The 16,249-nt window shown below is 66.4% G+C and carries 14 protein-coding genes and 1 pseudogene; 5 read left to right on the top strand and 10 right to left on the bottom strand.

What is annotated here, in order from left to right; genetic code table 11:
- Nucleotides 1-36: 36 nt before the first annotated feature.
- Complete coding sequence (locus IEX43_RS19940; RefSeq protein WP_188813979.1) at nucleotides 37-339, bottom strand: hypothetical protein; 303 nt, start codon at nucleotides 337-339, stop codon at nucleotides 37-39.
- Between the two features lie 346 nt (nucleotides 340-685).
- Here IEX43_RS19940 and IEX43_RS19935 point away from each other — a divergent pair, with 346 nt between their 5' ends.
- Nucleotides 686-2,080, top strand: coding sequence for an OFA family MFS transporter (locus IEX43_RS19935; protein WP_188813983.1), 1,395 nt, complete (start codon nucleotides 686-688; stop codon nucleotides 2,078-2,080).
- Between the two features lies 1 nt (nucleotide 2,081).
- Nucleotides 2,082-2,225, top strand: a complete 144-nt coding sequence (locus IEX43_RS19930; protein ID WP_188730686.1) for an MFS transporter small subunit — start codon at nucleotides 2,082-2,084, stop codon at nucleotides 2,223-2,225.
- Between the two features lie 12 nt (nucleotides 2,226-2,237).
- On the opposite strand, the gene IEX43_RS19925 is transcribed toward IEX43_RS19930, so the two are convergent.
- On the bottom strand, nucleotides 2,238-3,860 hold the full coding sequence (locus IEX43_RS19925) for a SulP family inorganic anion transporter (RefSeq protein ID WP_229666564.1): 1,623 nt from the start codon (nucleotides 3,858-3,860) through the stop codon (nucleotides 2,238-2,240).
- Nucleotides 3,861-4,253: 393 nt separating this feature from the next.
- Here IEX43_RS19925 and IEX43_RS19920 point away from each other — a divergent pair, with 393 nt between their 5' ends.
- Nucleotides 4,254-7,031 (top strand): phytase, encoded by a 2,778-nt coding sequence (locus tag IEX43_RS19920; protein WP_188813975.1) that lies wholly within the window; start codon nucleotides 4,254-4,256, stop codon nucleotides 7,029-7,031.
- 172 nt (nucleotides 7,032-7,203) lie between these two features.
- Here IEX43_RS19920 and IEX43_RS19915 read toward each other — a convergent pair whose 3' ends face one another.
- The 3 genes from IEX43_RS19915 to IEX43_RS19905 all read right to left on the bottom strand — a co-directional run bounded on the left by IEX43_RS19915 (nucleotide 7,204) and on the right by IEX43_RS19905 (nucleotide 11,269).
- The gene (locus IEX43_RS19915) at nucleotides 7,204-9,942 is read right to left on the bottom strand and encodes a PEP/pyruvate-binding domain-containing protein (RefSeq protein WP_188813973.1); all 2,739 of its coding nucleotides are present in this window, start codon (nucleotides 9,940-9,942) and stop codon (nucleotides 7,204-7,206) included.
- A 9-nt stretch (nucleotides 9,943-9,951) separates the two neighbouring features.
- Complete coding sequence (locus IEX43_RS19910; RefSeq protein WP_188813971.1) at nucleotides 9,952-10,269, bottom strand: hypothetical protein; 318 nt, start codon at nucleotides 10,267-10,269, stop codon at nucleotides 9,952-9,954.
- Nucleotides 10,270-10,348: 79 nt separating this feature from the next.
- A complete protein-coding gene (locus tag IEX43_RS19905; protein ID WP_188813969.1) occupies nucleotides 10,349-11,269 on the bottom strand; it encodes a LysR family transcriptional regulator in 921 nt (306 codons plus the stop codon).
- A gap of 187 nt (nucleotides 11,270-11,456) precedes the next feature.
- Here IEX43_RS19905 and IEX43_RS19900 point away from each other — a divergent pair, with 187 nt between their 5' ends.
- Entirely contained in the window at nucleotides 11,457-12,200 is a 744-nt protein-coding gene (locus IEX43_RS19900) for a LysE family translocator (RefSeq protein WP_188813967.1), read from the top strand.
- 119 nt (nucleotides 12,201-12,319) lie between these two features.
- Here IEX43_RS19900 and IEX43_RS19895 read toward each other — a convergent pair whose 3' ends face one another.
- The 4 genes and pseudogenes from IEX43_RS19895 to IEX43_RS20590 all read right to left on the bottom strand — a co-directional run.
- Complete coding sequence (locus IEX43_RS19895) at nucleotides 12,320-12,901, bottom strand: DM13 domain-containing protein (RefSeq protein ID WP_188813965.1); 582 nt, start codon at nucleotides 12,899-12,901, stop codon at nucleotides 12,320-12,322.
- Nucleotides 12,902-12,907: 6 nt separating this feature from the next.
- Nucleotides 12,908-13,606 carry a DUF998 domain-containing protein gene (locus tag IEX43_RS19890; protein ID WP_188813963.1) on the bottom strand — a complete coding sequence of 233 codons (699 nt, stop codon included), beginning with the start codon at nucleotides 13,604-13,606 and terminating at the stop codon, nucleotides 12,908-12,910.
- A gap of 137 nt (nucleotides 13,607-13,743) precedes the next feature.
- Nucleotides 13,744-14,172 (bottom strand): NAD(+)--rifampin ADP-ribosyltransferase, encoded by a 429-nt coding sequence (arr, locus tag IEX43_RS20595; RefSeq protein ID WP_344672590.1) that lies wholly within the window; start codon nucleotides 14,170-14,172, stop codon nucleotides 13,744-13,746.
- 30 nt (nucleotides 14,173-14,202) lie between these two features.
- Nucleotides 14,203-14,949, bottom strand: a pseudogene (locus tag IEX43_RS20590) (alpha/beta fold hydrolase); the annotation flags it as partial.
- Between the two features lie 214 nt (nucleotides 14,950-15,163).
- On the opposite strand from IEX43_RS20590, the gene IEX43_RS19875 reads away from it, so the two are divergent.
- Nucleotides 15,164-15,484 (top strand): GYD domain-containing protein, encoded by a 321-nt coding sequence (locus tag IEX43_RS19875; RefSeq protein ID WP_188813961.1) that lies wholly within the window; start codon nucleotides 15,164-15,166, stop codon nucleotides 15,482-15,484.
- A 72-nt stretch (nucleotides 15,485-15,556) separates the two neighbouring features.
- On the opposite strand, the gene IEX43_RS19870 is transcribed toward IEX43_RS19875, so the two are convergent.
- The gene (locus tag IEX43_RS19870) at nucleotides 15,557-16,027 is read right to left on the bottom strand and encodes a hypothetical protein (RefSeq protein ID WP_188813959.1); all 471 of its coding nucleotides are present in this window, start codon (nucleotides 16,025-16,027) and stop codon (nucleotides 15,557-15,559) included.
- Nucleotides 16,028-16,249: the final 222 nt, after the last annotated feature.

Genomic DNA, 16,249 nt, shown 5'->3' with positions numbered 1-16,249 from the left:
TGACCTATCGAGCCGGCGTCGTCCTGTACGCCGTCGTCATCTGGCTACGCCAATAAGGAGACACACCCTAGGCCTGCCGCCTTTGCCGCGGCGCAGCGGGGGAACGAACTGGAACGCTCCGAGCACCAAGTAGAGGGTGACGGTAGGAATATGGATCAGCACGGGAATGGGGGAGTCGAAGAACCTGGCGTTGTCCGGGGTTACCTGGCCTCCGGTGAGGTCGGTCAGGCGGACGCCTCCGGCGATGATCGGGACCAGGCTGAGGAAGATCAGGGAGGCGGGCACCAGCCACCTGGTCTTTGGGTTGGGGCGGGAACGCGGAACGGTTGCAGTTGTCATGGGTTCGCTTCTCTGTGCTGTACTCGGCGGCGCCTGATGGGCTGATGCAGCCCGCGGCGGGAATGGCCAGGCCTTGACGTTGGCGGCCGGAATAACGGTGCCCAGCAAGCACCCTGTTCGTACGGCGTATACGCCCAACGTACGCTTCCCGATTGCCATAAGCGATAGGCAAGGTGCCGTTCGCCGCGCGTTTCCTACCGCTCGGCGCACAAAAGATACGTTTGCTTAGTATCTGCACCATGATTGCCGGAGGCCGCAGCGGCATAAGAGGGACTTTCGCCTCTGGAGGGGTATGCGCCGCGGCAGCTAGAGGACACTGACGTCTTTGACGAGCAAAGGGAGCACCATGGGCTGGCTGGACCGAGAACGAACCGTTGCCCCGCCGGGATTCAACCGCTGGCTGGTGCCGCCCGCGGCGCTCGCCGTCCACCTCTGCATCGGCCAGGCCTACGCCACGAGCGTGTACAAGACGGCACTGGTCAAGCATTTCGGCGCCAGCCTGACCGAGATCGGCGTGATCTTCTCCATCGCCATCGTGATGCTGGGCCTGTCCGCCGCCATCATGGGCACCTGGGTGGACCGGAACGGCCCGCGCAAGGCCATGTTCACGTCCGCCATGTTCTGGGCGGGCGGCTTCCTGATCGGCTCGCTCGGCATCTTCACTCAGCAGCTGTGGCTCGTGTATCTCGGCTACGGCGTGGTGGGCGGCATCGGCCTGGGCATCGGCTACATCTCACCGGTGTCCACCCTGATCAAGTGGTTCCCGGACCGCCCGGGCCTGGCCACCGGCATGGCCATCATGGGCTTCGGCGGCGGCGCGCTGATCGCCAGCCCCGTCTCCACCGCGCTGCTCAAAATGTACGATCCCAACTCCGGCGCCACGGACTGGGTGGCCAGCGGCGATGCCGTGGGAAGGCTCTTCCTGACGCTCGCCGTCGTCTACCTCGCCTACATGCTGTTCGGCGCCTTCACCATCAAAGTCCCCGCGGACGGCTGGAAGCCGGCCGGGTTCGATCCCGCCAAAGTCAAGGCCGCCAAGCTGGTCACCACGGAGAACGTCTCGGCCAAGAACGCCGTCAAGACCAGGCAGTTCTGGCTGGTGTGGGTCGCGCTGTTCTGCAACGTGACAGCGGGCATCGGCATCCTGGAACAGGCCGCGCCGATGATCCAGGACTTCTTCCGCCAGTCCGACGGCGTCTCCCTAGTGAGTGCCGCCGTCGCCGCAGGCTTCGTGGGGCTTCTGTCCATCGGCAACATGGCCGGACGCTTTGCCTGGTCCGCCACCTCGGACATCACCGGCCGCAAGCGCATCTACATGGTGTACCTGGGCGTCGGCGCCGTGCTCTACACGGTGCTGGCGCTGGCCGGTTCCACCACCACGGTGCTCTACGTGGCGCTGGCGTTCGTCATCATCTCCTTCTACGGCGGCGGTTTCGCCACCGTGCCGGCCTACCTGCGGGACCTCTTCGGGACCTACCAGGTGGGCGCCATCCACGGCCGGCTGCTGACCGCCTGGTCCGCCGCGGGCGTGGCCGGGCCGCTGATCGTCAACGCGTTCCTGGACGCCCAGGGCAAGCCCGGCCAGCTGAACGCCGTGTCCTACCAGCCGGCGCTGCTGACCATGGTGGTGCTGCTGGTGATCGGCTTCCTGGCCAACCTGATGGTCAAGCCGGTGGACGCACGATTCCACGAACCCCGCCCGGACCGCGGACGGGCACACGAACCTGCCATGGAGGCCTGAGATGAGCACCGCACACAACACCGGCGCGAAGGCGCCCGCCACCATGTCCACCGGCAAACTCGCAGTCGCCTGGGCGCTGGTGGGTGTCCCGCTGGCGTACGGGATTTACCAGACCCTGACCCGGGTGGCGGCGCTGTTCGGCTAGGGAACTCTGCTGTCAGCGCCGCTGGAACGCCCGCACTGCCTCGCCCACCGTCGGGTAGAAGTGTCCGGGCGAGAAGCGGGCGGCCATGCCGTACTGCAGGAGCCTGTCCTTGACCGGTCCCTTGAGTTCCGCGAACACCAGGTCCACGCCGTGCCGTTCCAGCCATTCGTCAAGCTGCACCAGCTCGTCCAGTGCGGTGGTGTCGATTCCGGTCACGGGCTCGGCCGCCAGCACCACGCGTTCGGTGCCGGCAGGTGCCTGGTCCAGTTTGTTGCGCACGAAGGACCCCAGCAGCGCTCCGTTGCCGAAGAACAGTGGTGCGTCGAAGCGCAGGATCAGCATGCCGGGGACGCGTTCGCCTTCCGGATGGCGGCTCACGTCGTGGTATCCCGGCACCCCGGGCACGTCCACCAGTTCAGCTCGGTAGGGCTCCCAGGCCCGCCGCAGGAAGTCCAGGATTGCCAGGCCAACGGCAACGGCGATGCCCGTAAGGACCCCCAGGATAGTGACCCCGAGGAACGCCGCGAGCATCACCAGCGACTCACTGCGGCTCATGCCGATGAGACGCCGCACACCTGCAGGGTCGGCCAGCGCTGCGGCTGCGGCGATGACAATGGCGGCAAGGGTGGCGGCCGGCAGGAACTCGGTGGTGCCGGGCGCCAGGAGCATAAAGCCGAGCACCAGGACGGCGCCCACCACCCCCGTGACCTGGGTTTTGGCCCCGGACTCCACGGCCACGGGCGTGCGGGACGTGCTGGCCGAGATCGGGAAGCCGCCCATCAGGCCGCTGGCCGCGTTGGCCGCACCCAGGGCAGCCATTTCATGGTTGCCGGAGACTCTTTTGTCCTCCGCCGCGGCCAGGGACTGGGACAGGGTTCCGGTATCAACAAAGACGATGAGGGCGATGGCCGCGGCCGCGGGCAACAACGCCAGGACGTCGGCCCAGCCAATGCCGCCAAGGGCAGGCGCGGGGAGCCCCTGCGGAAGGGCGCCCGTCACCCGGACGCGCCCCTGGAGTTCCAGCAGGGCCACGGCGATGCATGACGCAACCACTGCAATCAGCACGCCCGGTATTTTCCATTTCAGCGAGCGGGGAACCAGGATGAGCGCCAGCGAGGCCAGGCCAATCAGCAGTGCCGCCATGTTGGTCTCCCCGGCGAGTACCTTCGGCACCGCGGCGATGAGTCTGTCCCAGGGCGTGCCGCCTTCCACGGAGATCCCCAGAAGGGTGGGAATCTGGGACACGGCCACCAGCAAGGCGATGCCGTTGAGGTAGCCGAGCCGGATGGGCTTGGACAGGAGTCCCGTGACGATTCCCAGCCGCAGGGCCGAACCACACAGCAGAATGACGCCGATCAGGATGGCCAGGAGCCCCGCCAGCGCCACGGATTCCGCGTCGTTGGCTGCGGCGAAAGGGATGAGGGCCGCAACGATCATCGGGGCAAGCGAGGAATCCGGCCCCAGCACCAGCACGCGCGACGGCCCAACAATCGCGTAGACAACCAGGGGTACCACCGTCGCGTACAGGCCGGTCACCGGTGGCAGGCCGGCGGCCTGGGCGTACGCCATGCCCGCGGGGACCAGGATCGCGAAAAGCGCGGTGCCGGCCAGCAGGTCATGGCGCAGCCACTCCATCCTGTAACCACGCAGAGCTGGCGGAACCCACCAGGACAGGGTCTTTCCGGATCGGCGCATCTTCAGATCATGTCCCAACAATGCCCCTGCCCGCCATCGCCAGTCCGGCGGCCGAACGCCCGTGCCGTCCGAGAGCAGAAGGCGCGGAATGCGCCGGTGCCGCAGTTCCACGTCGTAGCCGACGGCGTCGCGTGACGGTTCCCCTCAAGTCCCGTCTATCCCTTTAGCCCAGAAGACCCCGACATGGCACGAATAGCGTCGCATTTCCCTTGTGGTTCAGATCCTTTTGTAGGAAGGTGATAGTCCGCTGGGGGCGAAACAGGTGGGCACGCACCTGCTCGTCAGCCCCTACGGTGCCTTCGTGCAGCGCGCCGGCCAACGGATCGGAAATCCATGGCTCCTACTCTCAGCGTTCGACGCACGCAGGCGGCTGGCGGATCATTACGCCACGGCCCCAGGCTGCTTCGGCTTTTGCTTGTTGCGGTTTTAGCTGCCGCCCTCACAAGCCTCAACATACTCATCGCCCCGCAAGCGCATGCGGCGGACGTCCTCGTGGCTCCGGTGGCAGAGACAGCACCCGTTCCAAGCTCCAGCGATGCGGCAGACGACACCGCGATCTGGATACACCCCACGGATCCGTCGCAAAGCGTGGTGATTGGTACGGACAAATTAAGTACCGGGGGCGTGGGGGTCTACGACCTGTCTGGGCGCCAGCTACATTTCTACCTGCACGGCAGTATGAACAACGTCGACCTCCGGTACAACTTCCCGCTGGGCAGTGAGCGCATCGCCCTCGTCGGCGTGACGGAGAGGAATGAGGGGTCCACCGGCGTTCGATTCTACAAAGTCAACGTCGCGGATCGGTCGTTGACAGAGGTGGGGCGCATCACCACACCGGGCAGGCCTCGCGGCTTCGGAATGTATCACTCCCCGGTCTCCGGGAAGTATTACGCCTTCGTGCATGACTTCAACACCAACGTGATAAGCCAGTTCGAGCTGGACGGCTCCAACGGATCTGTTCGCGGTACTGCCGTGCGTTCCTTCGACAACGGCGACAGCTCCGAAGGCATTTCGGCAGATGACGAGCTTCAACGTCTCTATGTATCCGAGGAGGAAGTCGGCGTGTGGCGGTACGGAGCTGAGCCGGGGGACGGTTCAACCCGGACACTCGTGGACCGCACTGTGGCAACCGGCGGACGAATAGTGGACAACATCAAGAACACCGCGATTTATTATGGCCGGCAGGGGACCGGGTATTTGATTGTGTCGAGCCAGGGCGGATCCAACTTCGTCGTCTACAACCGCAATGACAACGCTTTCGTCGGCTCCTTCAAGATCGTGACTGGAGGCGGCATCGACGGTGTGAGTGGTCAGGACGGGATTGATGTCACCAACTTCCCACTTGGACCGACCTTTCCCGCTGGACTCTTCACAAGCCAGGACCACAACAACACAGATGCTGGCAACGGCAACAGTGGCAACCAAAACCACAAGCTCGTCTCCTGGCAGCAAATTGCCGATGCTTTCAGCCCAAAGCTGCTTGTGGACACCACTTTTGACCCGCGTCAAATAGGCGCAGACGGTGGAGGAGGAGACCCAGGACCGGACACCACACCGCCCGATACATCGATAACAGGTGGTCCCTCTGGTACCAGCAGCAGCACTTCAGCTGAGTTCACCTTCACTGCAACGGAGCCCGCGACCTTCGAGTGCGCCCTGGATGGGGCTGCCTTCGAGGGATGTACGTCGCCGAAGACATACGCTGACCTCACAGTTGGCTCGCACGTCTTCGCAGTGCGGGCGACCGACGCGGCTGGCAACGCGGACCCAACTCCTGCGGAGCGAACGTGGGTCATCGACACCTCGGCGCCGCAATCCGTGACGTTGACGGCCACAGCGGACACCTATGTGTCCAGCGGGGCGGCGACGACGAACTATGGGACGGCGCCCAAGCTCGCAGTGGACAACAGCCCGGTGGAAAATGCCTACCTGAAGTTCGATTTGTCTGCACTTGCAGGAAAGACGGTCGTAAGTGCGAAGCTTCAACTGCGTGCAACGACCAGCGGCTCAGTGGGAACACAGAACGTGAGGCTGGTTGCGGACGACACGTGGACTGAGGGCGGCCTCACGTACAGCACAAGGCCGGCCCTGGGCAGCAGCGTGCTGGGCAGCCTCGGACCGGTCACATCGAACACGAACTATGAAGTGACCCTGAGTGCGTCAGCCCTGCAGGGCGAGCTGGGCGGCATCCTGTCGCTTGGCATCAACGCCACCAGCAGCGACGGGGCCGACTTCGGCTCAAGAGAGACGACGGCCCCACCACGGCTGGTGCTTCAACTGGGATCGGGCACGGGGACGCCACCCGGGGATACCACCGCACCCACGGTTGCCTCGGTGACTCCTGCAGAGAATGCACCAGACGCAGCGGTCAGCGGAAACGTCACGGCTACATTTTCGGAGGCCATGGACTCGACGACGGTCAACAACACGACGTTCACGCTGGCCGAGGGAACGTCAACCACTCCTGTGGATGCAGTCGTCACCCTCAGCAACAACACTGCCACCTTGGATCCCACAGCCAATCTCAAACCTGGTACGCAATACACGGCGAGAGTCAGCGGAGCGAAAGACTCCGCCGGCAACACAGTGGTGGCGAAGACGTGGACATTCACTACAGCCGCGGCTACTACGCCCTCGGACACGGTGACGTTGACGGCGACAGCGGACACCTATGTGTCCAGTGGTGCGGCGACGACGAACTATGGGACGGCGCCGAAGCTCGCCGTGGACAACAGCCCCGTGGAAAATGCCTACCTGAAGTTCGACTTGTCGGCACTCGCAGGGAAAACGATCGTAAGTGCGAAGCTTCAACTGCGGGCGACGACCAGCGGCTCGGTGGGTACGCAGAACGTGAGGTTGGTTACGGACGACACGTGGACTGAGGGCGGCCTTACGTACAGCACAAGGCCGGCCCTGGGCAGCAGCGTGTTGGGCAGTCTTGGACCGGTCACGGCCAACACCAACTACGAAGTGACACTGGCTGCGTCAGCTCTGCAGGGCGAGCTGGCCGGGATCCTGTCGCTTGGCATGAACGCCACCAGCAGCGACGGGGCCGACTTCGGCTCAAGAGAGACGACGACCCCACCAAGACTGGTGCTCCAACTGCAATAACCGTTGGTGAGCGCGGACAAAGGCAAAGATGTATAAACCGAAAGGCGAGGTCCGAGGGCCTCGCCTTTTGGTTTATCCGTCAACGGACCCCAGCACGTCCCCATCATTACGCGTCCGGCTTTGGCAGGAGGCACCTTCAGCAAACTCGGCTCAGCGGCCAGTTCTCCCGGCATCACCAGGTCACGGTTCCGGCCGCACCGTCCACCGTGATGCTCTGGCCGTCGTGCAGCCGCGTGGTGGCATCGGCAACACCCACCACCGCGGGGATGCCGTATTCGCGTGCCACCACGGCCCCGTGCGAGACGACGCCGCCCATCTCCATCACCAAGGCCCCTGCCGTCATGAAGAGCGGCGTCCACCCGGGGTCCGTGGAGGGTGCCACCAGGATTTCGCCGGGTTCCAGGCGGGCACCCACGGGGTCCATGATCACCCTGACCTTCCCGGTGGCGGTGCCCGCGGAAGCGGGTGTCCCCGTTAGGCGGTCCGCGGCAGCCTGTTGCGGCAGGGCGGCGGCCGCCGCCATCATGGCGGCTTCCACGTCGGTGCCGTCCGAAAGCAGGAGGCGCGGAATGCGCCGGCGCCGCAGTTCTACGTCGTACAGCCGACGGCGGCGGGTGACGATTCCCTTCAGGTCCGCGCCGCGAAGGCCCACACGCAGTTCGTCGAAGTCCAGGAAGAACACGTCACCGGCGTCGCCGATGGTTCCGTTCTTCACCAGTTCGGCGCCCACCTCCGCCAGCTGCCGGTGCATCTCCGCCAGTACCAGCACAATGCAGAACTTGGGCAGTTCCCGCAGGCCGGCGAGCTGGCGTGTGCGGCGCAGGCACAACGCCACCAGGCGCCCCCGCAGCCGGCTCTTCGTCCCGGCACGTTCCACCAGCTCGCTGATCCGGGCCTCGGCGTGCCCGGCTGCCCTGGCGAACTGGCGGTCGGGCGCCTGTTCGGGATCCTCCACGCGGAGATAGTTGGAGACCATTCCGAGGATGTGGTCCGGTTCCTCGGACCATCTGGGCATCCCCAGGTCGATCTCCGCCACGGCCCGGTGGCCGTACTTTGACAGGAACGCCTCCAGCCCGGACTGGGCCGGAGCGGGCAGCGTGCCCGACCGGTAGCGGCCGGCAAGCTCCCCGGGATTCAGTTCCGTGAACGCCCGGCGGGCCTCCGGATCCCCGCCCAGGGACACCGCCAGGTGCCAGAGCTCCAGGTCCATAATGGTGGTCACATTGTGGGGAAGCCCGCGCAGCACAGCCTCAAGTTCCCGCGGCTCGGCTATTCCGCGCAGCAGCCTGCGGGCCGCCGCCAGCATCAGGTATCCCATGGCCGGTGCCGGCAGCGAGGCCTGGATCAGCCTGTTGACCGACGTGGCCAGGATGTCCTCGGTGTGCTGGAGCCGGCTGGCCGCAGTGGCCGGCAGGGGGAGGGCCAGCCGGGATGCGAGGCGGTCCTGGTACCGCCACGCCCTCCGCAGTTCCCGGTCCGGCCACAGCAGGGCGCGGACCATGCCCGGAATGATCCCCAGGAAGACGCCCAGGCCCTGGGTGCCTTCGGCGCCATTGGGCTGCTTCCGGGCAGGGGCGGTGCCGCCCTTGCGGCCGGATTTTTTGCGGGGCGGCCGGGCAACGCTGAACCGCGGATCCTCCAGGAGCCCAGGGAGGATCGCTGCTGACCGTCCGTCCGCGAGCGGGAGCATCCTGGCCAGGACCTCGCGGCCGGATTTGTTGCGGAGGATGGGTGTCAGGTCCACGTACATCCGCAGGCCCGGGTTCAGGGTTTTCCACGGCCCGTTGTTGTTGCCGCGCATGAGGGCCAGCACGTGGAGGCCCATTGGGGTGAGCGGGCGGGTCAGGCCCTGCATCAGTGTTCCGCACAGATACACGCGGGTATCTGTGCCGGCGGCAGCGCCGTCCGTGCCGGCTTGCCCGGTGAACGGGTCCTCCTCCGGCAGCGGGTAGAGCGTGGTGACGGGCCGCGACTGGGTCAGCCAGGCCTTGCCGCCGCCGTCGATCACCCATTCCACATCCTGCGGCGCGCCGAACAGCCGCTGGGCGTCGTCCCCGAGGGAGGTGAGTTCGCGAAGCTGTGCGTCCGCCAGGCTGGGCCGTGTGTCCTTTGGCTGCTGCAGGATCCGGCCCGACGCCGTCTCCACCACGAAGTGGTCCGGGTTCACGGCGCCGGACACCACCGCCTGTCCCGGCCCCGCGCTGGCATCGATGACCGTCTGGGTCCGGGTGCCCGTCACCGGATTGGCGGTGAACAGCACGCCGGCCGTGGCGGCGTCCACCATGCGCTGAATGACGACGGCGAGGCCCACCTCGCGGTGGCTGATCCCGTTCGTGGTTCGGTAGGCCACCGCCCGGTCCGTCCAAAGGGAGGCCCAGCAGCGCCGGACGGCCTCGACGACGGCATCGGCTCCGTCCACGTCCATGAAGGAGTCCTGCTGCCCTGCGAAGCTGGCGAAGGGGAGGTCTTCGGCGGTGGCGGAGGAGCGCACCGCCACCGGGCCGCTGCCCATCGCGGCATAGGCCTCGCGGATGGCTGCGTCGACGTCGGGCGGCACCGGCCCTGCCAAGATCACGTCGCGTGCCTGCCGCGCGAGGCTGTCCCGGTCGTCGTTTGCAAGTCCGCGGCCGCCGTCGGGCCTTTCCGCCTCTTCGACGCTTCGCGCCCCAGTCCCATCGATCCCGGCGCCGTCCAGTCGGGCGGCAATGGCGTCCAGATCGGTGGGTGCGGCCATCCGGTAGGCCGCTGTCGTCAGGCAGAACCCCGGCGGAACCGGGAAGCCCGCGGTCACAAGCCGGCCCAGGTTGAGGGCCTTGCCGCCCACGGTGGCAAGCGACGCTGATGCCATGTTGCCGAGATCAACAACCAGGTCCGGCCCGGCGCTGCCCTGCTCAGTGCTTCCTGAAGCCATGTCCTGCCCCTAGCCGTTGCCCGCACCGTCTCCGGTGTCCTCCCACATGACATCCAGGTTGTGGAAGATCACGGGCCCGTCGCAAAGCTTCGCCATCTTGGCAGCGAACTCCGAGGTTTCCGGCCGGCCGGAATTCTCCATTGCCGAGTCGAAGGAATCGAAGTCCACGATGGTGAAGTAGGTCCCCGGGTGGTCCCTGTCCGCCGTGGCAACAATGCGGCGGAACGTGGGCGCAGTGCTTCCCTCGGTTCTTGAGGGTCGGCCGAGCTCTTCGATTTCCTTGATACGTGAGGTCCTGAACTCGATGATCTGCACAAACCCGGGCATGACGGCTCCTCGACGGCGGTGGGCACTGATGCGGATCAGGCTAGTCCCCTCGCCGCGTGGTGCACAGGGCAGAAGTGCCCTACTTTCCCGGCTGCGCGTGGACCATTTTCGGAGCAGCGGCTTCCCGGAGTGCTGTGAGTGCGGTGTGGATGAGGCGGGCCCGGACGGGGTGTGCGCGGGTGAAGGCCACGATGCGGCGGCTCACTGTGGGACCGGTAAGGGGGCGGTCGGTGAGGTTCCCGGGGAGTCCTGACAGCGCGATCCCGGGAAGGACAGTCACTCCCAGGCCGGCAGCGGTAAGGCTGATCGCGGCATGGTGGTCATCGAGCCGGGCTACGTACCGTGGAGTGAACCCTGCCGTTGTGCAGGCCCGGGTGATGATGCGGCCGGTCGGGCCGTCGTGAATGTCGTGGTCGATCCATGCTTCGTCCCGCAGCTGGATCAGGGCCACTGCGTCCTGCGAGCACAGGGGGTGGTTCAGGGGGAGGACCAGCCGCAGTTCCTCCTCGTCCAGGACATGCCGCTGATAGCCCTCAATGGTGAGCGGGTCCGCATCGAGCGCCTCGTTCCGGATGTCAATGTCAGGCTGGTGCCGTCCTCCGCCCGGGTGGAGCTCGTTGATGCTGATCTCCACCACAGTTTCAGGAGAGGCGGTTCGCAGCACGCCCACCACATGCGGCATCCACGCCTGGGCGACGGACGCGAAACAAGCAAATGTGATGCGCTCGGCCCGGCCTGCCCTGAGGTCTGCCACCGTACGTTCGAGGCGTTCCAGGTCAGCAAGCGCCTGGCTGCTTTCCTCCGCCAGATGGAGGGCAGCCGGCGTGGCCTCGATGCCCCGGCCACTCTTCTCGAACAGCACCAGCCCGGTCTGCCTGGCCAGGGCCTGCAAGTGCTGGCTCACCGTGGCGGGAGTGAGGTGCAGGCCTGCGGCCGCGCCCTGAACGGAACCGGCAGCGATGACCGCCCGCAGAATGATGAGCTTATGGGGATCCAGCATGTGCCGATTGTATGCCGATGCCTGATGATTCGACGGAAATACTTGCTGGTCCCTCACGATGTTCCCGTGCCAAAGTGAAGGGAAGGGTGCGGGGCAACGGATTAAAGTGGGCCTCCGCGCCGCACCCCCTCCTGAGGCCCGGCGCTCCGCCGCCATCCCTGCCCGACCCGCCCGAAAGGCCGTTCCCGTGGACACATCGAACTACCTCGCCCTGCTGGGAGTAGCCGTAATCCTCGCCATCACCCCAGGGCCGGACACGCTGCTGACCCTCCAGTACGCATTGCGCAGACGGAGCGCAGGGATCTTCGTCGCCGTCGGCTCCGCGTCAGGGATCTTCGTGTGGGCGGGCCTGGTTGCTGCGGGTGTTGCAGCCTTCCTCCAGGACTCGCCCGTGGCCTTCCACACCCTTCGCGTCCTGGGAGGTGCCTACCTCTTCTACCTCGGCTACCGCGCCCTCACCACCCACACCCGCACCCGCATGGCAGCGAGGAAATCGGTGGCAGCAGGATCTGTGGCCGGAGCGCAGGGGCCACGCGCCAGCACCCTCCTCGCCGTAGGCCCAGGTGATGCCTCCGCTGATACCCCTGCCGGTGACCTTCAGCCAGGAGGGGGTATCCCAACGAGGTGGTCGGCGTTCGGTGCAGGGGTGTTGTGTTGCCTCACGAACCCCAAGACCGGGTTGTTCTTCCTCGCCCTCATACCGCAGTTCAGCCCCACCGGCGCGGGTCCCCTTTACGTCGTCGCCGTGGTTGGCGGCACCGTGGCAGCCGTCATTGGCAGCTACCTCGCCGTCGTCGCTCTCGGTGCACACACCGCCGGAACCTGGCTCAACCGGCCCGCGGTTACCCAATGGATCCACTGCATCTCCGGCGTGGTCTTCATTGCGCTCGGACTCACCACCAGCATCCCCGTCGTCACCGCTCTGCTCTAACCCATGATCGCGAAACGGACGGCACGCGCCGGGCCCGACGGCGGCGGTCACTTCGCCGTCGAACGTTACGTCAGCGGTGTGCGCGCCCCAGGGACGGACGTTGCGGGCCGGAGCACGGACTACGTGTTCAGCTCGGCAGCGGCGAAGGACACAGCGAAACGCGCGCACCAGATGCTGACCGAGGTGTAGTCGCCCAGAACAGCTGCGGCCGGGATTTCGTAGTTCTGATCGCCTTTGTTGGCTTTGAGCGCGCCCAGATCCAGGTAGGCGCCGTCGTCGAAGACGTGCCAGCCTGCCACTCCCTCAATGACCGGGGCATCGCTCAGCCACACCTTCAAGTCCGGCCCATCAGAAGTGTCAAGGCCTTCGAGCCGGAGGATCCGGCTCCCGTCCGCGAGCTCAAGAATTCTCACCGTTCCGGAGCTGGCATGTTCGTGGCTGATGAGCTGGCCTGTTGCCAGTTCACGCGGAGCGGCGGGTGCGGCCGGTGGGGCCGGTGCGGCGGGCGTGGCGGATGCAGCGGGGGCGCTGGGTTCCGCCGTCGATTCCTGGGACGGGACAGCGGCCGGGGCAGCGGCTGGAATGTCCTCGGTCACGGTGGAGCTGGTGAAGATCCGCCAAGGCTGGAACAGGTAGAGCCCCACAGCCACCGCAATTGCAGCCGCGAACAATCCTGCCACGATGGCAGCACGCTTTCCCATAACACCTCAACGAGCGGATGGTTGGCGACGTTCCTCGGCTGGCTCGTCCTGCGCACTCCTCCACAGCGCCGCCGCGAGGACTGCCACCCACAGCAGGAACGCCCCGATGCTGATTCGCTCGCCGATGCCTAGCACCAGGTTCGGCCCGGGAGCTGCCATGAACGCCACCATGCCCATGAGCGCGGAGGCGGCGAGCGAGAGGATCGAATACCACCGCATCCGGCCATGGAACCCCGCCGCCACGAAGCACATCGCGGCCACCATCAGTGCGAGCTGGATGTTCGTGGCGAAGATATGCATGGGAACGGACGCATCGTCTCCCAGCGTCAGCGGGTACAGGGCGCCCATGATGTTCCACAGCCCGTACGCGATGAGCAGGCCGCCCGCGGTGCGCAGGGCGCGGTTCCCGCGGACGGAGTTCCACACACCTGCTCCGAAAGCGACGAACAGGGCTGTATAGAGCCATGTGAACGTGACCAGGATGTCCCGGCCGGGGGATCCCACCGCGAACAGTTCGCTCACCATCTGCTCCGTGCGGCGGTACCCCTCCCATCGGGATGCCGCCAGCCCGTCCGTGGCCACCACGTAGAGCAGCGAAGACAGCGGCCCGGCAGCCAGGAGGACCCGCCGGACGGCGTCCCGCCGCGGGCTCCCGGATTGTGCGGCCCGGGTGCGCTGGGGGTGGCGCCCTTTGGCGATCGGCATTTTAGAACGTTCCTCAGAGCCCGCGGCTTGGTGAGCGTTTCGTGCAGGACCCGCGGGCGTGAGGCCCTGATGCCTACCTGTTCAGTCTGTGCCGCGTTGCCGGATACGGGTAGGGCCAAGTGGCCTTGCCCGCCCGGTTAGTCGATGGCCTCGACGCCCTGCCGCTTCAGTTCTTCCAGGTGGCTGCGCATGTGCTGCAACGCCTCGGGGGAGTGCGGCTGCCACTCCGGAACCTCCCCGAGCACGCGGAGGGGTTCGCGGGTGCGGTAGGACCGGGTGGGGTTGCCGGGGAACTTCTTGTCGGTGAGGTTGGGGTCGTCCTGGAACGGGCCGGTGGGCTCCACCCGGTAGATCCTGCCGGGTCCCTCGCCCGCGCTGAGTTCGGCGCCCCAGGTGGCCGCGTCCATTGTGGCCGTGAAGTAGATGTGGTTCGCGGCGTTCCGTCCCCCGTAATTGGAGGCGTAGCCGGGAACCAGCAGGTCCCCGGGCCGCACATCGGCCTTGGTGCCGTGATAGAAGGGCCCGGAATCGTTGGGGCCGGCCGGGGTCTTTTCCAGCGCGTGCAGGAACGCCGCGGCATCCGACGCCACCCGGTCCGGGCACTCCCACAGGACCAGGTGCCCGGCGTCGGGATACACCGTCAGCACGGCACCCGGAATCCGCGAGACCAGAACCTCCTGGTCCTGCCGTGGCAGCAGGTCATCCTGGCCGCCGTAGAGGATCAGCGTAGGCGTCCGGATGGCGCCGGCTTCGGTGGGCGGAGCGGCAGCGGTCAGCCCGGCCAGGATCTTCTTCCACACGTGGGCAGGCATCCGGATGCCGTCGCGCACCCGCTCCTCCAGGTACCAGCCCGGAACAGGCTGGTGCAGGGTGAACCAGGAAAGCGACGACCGGACCCAGTCCTCATTGATGGGGTCGGCCAGCCGGTCCACCTCCTCGGCGAAGGCCGGCCGCCTCTGCAGGCTCAGCGGCGACCCCACCAGGACCAACCCGGCCACCCGCCCGGGATGCGATGCCGCGAGCTGCTGGGCCACGTAACCGCCGCTGGAGGAACCGAGGACAAACGCCGTCTCCACGCCGGCTGCGTCCAGGATGGCCGCCGCGTCCTCGGCTTGCTCCGCCAGGGAGTAGCCGTCCCCGGGTTTGTCCGCCTCGCCCTGGCCGCGGAGGTCCGGTGCGTAGACCCGGAAGCCGGCCAGCCCGGGCAGCAAGCGGTCGAAGCAGCGGTGGGATTCGCCCCACGCATGCAGCAGGAGCAGCGGTGCCGCGCCAGCATCTCCCTGGATCAGGCACGGCACCGTGATGCCGGTGCGCAGGGTCAGGTTCCGGACCTCGGATTCCATGGCTTCAGGGTACGCCGGGTTCTTGAAGGGGAGTACGACGGCGGCACGCCGCTTGGGTGCGCCGGCCCCGGAACCAGCGGGTATTCCCCGGCCTATTGACTGCCTGCAGGCGGAGGAATAGTTTCTGCCGTAGCGGGGTCAGGCACCCCGCTACCACGGAATGAAGGGCCGGATCTGGGCCGCTCCTGCACCGCAAAATACAGGAGGAAACATCATGCCGAAGTATCTGTTTGAAGCGACCTACGTTGGCCAGGGAATCAAGGGGCTCATGCAGGAAGGCGGCACCAGACGGCGTGAGGCGCTGGTGGAGGCCCTCACGTCCGTAGGCGGAACGCTGGAGAGCTTTTACTACGCCTTTGGTTACTACGACGTCCTTGGAGTTTTCGAGGCGCCGGACGATGCAAGTGCCGCTGCCCTGTCGCTGCTGATCAATTCGAGCGGGAACGTCAACGTCCGCCTGAAGCCGCTCCTGACGGTGGAGGATCTGGACGAAGCCGCCAAGAAGACGCCGACCTACCGCGCGCCGGGACAGTAGGGCGCCGGGACAGTAGGGGAGCCTGGCAGACGAGCCGGCAGCCGCCGTCGTAAGTTTACGACGGCGGCTGCCTTAGGGGCCGGAGGAGCGTGTGGCCCCGGTGTACGGGGGCCTGTCCTTCAAGAGGACAGTCGCGGCGATAACGCCCCCGGCTGCGACGAGGGCCAGCGGGCTTTGCAGGATTGTGCCCAGGATGGCGAGCCCCGAATCGGACACGGGCCTCGACGCCGCAAACAGGCAGGCAACGTCCATCGCGAAGGCGGCCGCGTAGCCGGCGCCGAAGCAGACGAGCAGTGCAGGCGTCCTGTAGTCCTTGGTAAATGCCCTCACGGCTGCGTCGTAGGCAAGATATTTGAGGCCGACGACCGTGGGGGCGAAGGTCAGAACGAAGAAGACGTCCAGATCCTCCGGGAATTCCCTGAGCGGAACGTTCGCGTCTCCCTGGTAGACACCGGCTGAGCGAAACCACATGCTGCCCACCTGGGCCGCGATCAGCAGGACCGAGACCGCGGCGTACCTCAGCGCTGTTCCACCCCGGGTCATCCCTAAAACCATGGCTCAGTATGGCACTCGGGATCACTGGTGAGGAGCCGTTTCCACTCGCTCAGCCACGATCCCCTAGGGGGAGGTCAGGGTGAGGATGAGTTTGGGCCGGTTGGTGGTGGTGGTGTTCTCGCTGGAGGCGAAGTCGAGTCCGTCGCTGCTGGAGGAGTCCAGGGCCAGTGAGAGTTTTTGGCCCAGTTCGGTCTTTAGTGCCTCCCGGTC

Origin of the sequence: Pseudarthrobacter polychromogenes, from assembly GCF_014644495.1 — a bacterium.
Taxonomy (GTDB): Bacteria; Actinomycetota; Actinomycetes; order Actinomycetales; family Micrococcaceae; genus Arthrobacter; species Arthrobacter polychromogenes.
The sequence above is the reverse complement of the archived record's forward strand: the minus strand, read 5'-3'. Positions and strand labels throughout refer to the sequence as shown.

What these genes read in the sequence shown, in the direction of transcription:
- IEX43_RS19940 (WP_188813979.1), bottom strand. Translation starts at nt 339, where the DNA reads ATGACAACTGCAACCGTTCCGCGTTCCCGCCCCAACCCAAAGACCAGG.
- IEX43_RS19935 (WP_188813983.1), top strand. Translation starts at nt 686, where the DNA reads ATGGGCTGGCTGGACCGAGAACGAACCGTTGCCCCGCCGGGATTCAAC.
- IEX43_RS19930 (WP_188730686.1), top strand. Translation starts at nt 2,082, where the DNA reads ATGAGCACCGCACACAACACCGGCGCGAAGGCGCCCGCCACCATGTCC.
- IEX43_RS19925 (WP_229666564.1), bottom strand. Translation starts at nt 3,860, where the DNA reads ATGGAGTGGCTGCGCCATGACCTGCTGGCCGGCACCGCGCTTTTCGCG.
- IEX43_RS19920 (WP_188813975.1), top strand. Translation starts at nt 4,254, where the DNA reads ATGGCTCCTACTCTCAGCGTTCGACGCACGCAGGCGGCTGGCGGATCA.
- IEX43_RS19915 (WP_188813973.1), bottom strand. Translation starts at nt 9,942, where the DNA reads ATGGCTTCAGGAAGCACTGAGCAGGGCAGCGCCGGGCCGGACCTGGTT.
- IEX43_RS19910 (WP_188813971.1), bottom strand. Translation starts at nt 10,269, where the DNA reads ATGCCCGGGTTTGTGCAGATCATCGAGTTCAGGACCTCACGTATCAAG.
- IEX43_RS19905 (WP_188813969.1), bottom strand. Translation starts at nt 11,269, where the DNA reads ATGCTGGATCCCCATAAGCTCATCATTCTGCGGGCGGTCATCGCTGCC.
- IEX43_RS19895 (WP_188813965.1), bottom strand. Translation starts at nt 12,901, where the DNA reads ATGGGAAAGCGTGCTGCCATCGTGGCAGGATTGTTCGCGGCTGCAATT.
- IEX43_RS19890 (WP_188813963.1), bottom strand. Translation starts at nt 13,606, where the DNA reads ATGCCGATCGCCAAAGGGCGCCACCCCCAGCGCACCCGGGCCGCACAA.
- IEX43_RS19875 (WP_188813961.1), top strand. Translation starts at nt 15,164, where the DNA reads ATGCCGAAGTATCTGTTTGAAGCGACCTACGTTGGCCAGGGAATCAAG.
- IEX43_RS19870 (WP_188813959.1), bottom strand. Translation starts at nt 16,027, where the DNA reads ATGACCCGGGGTGGAACAGCGCTGAGGTACGCCGCGGTCTCGGTCCTG.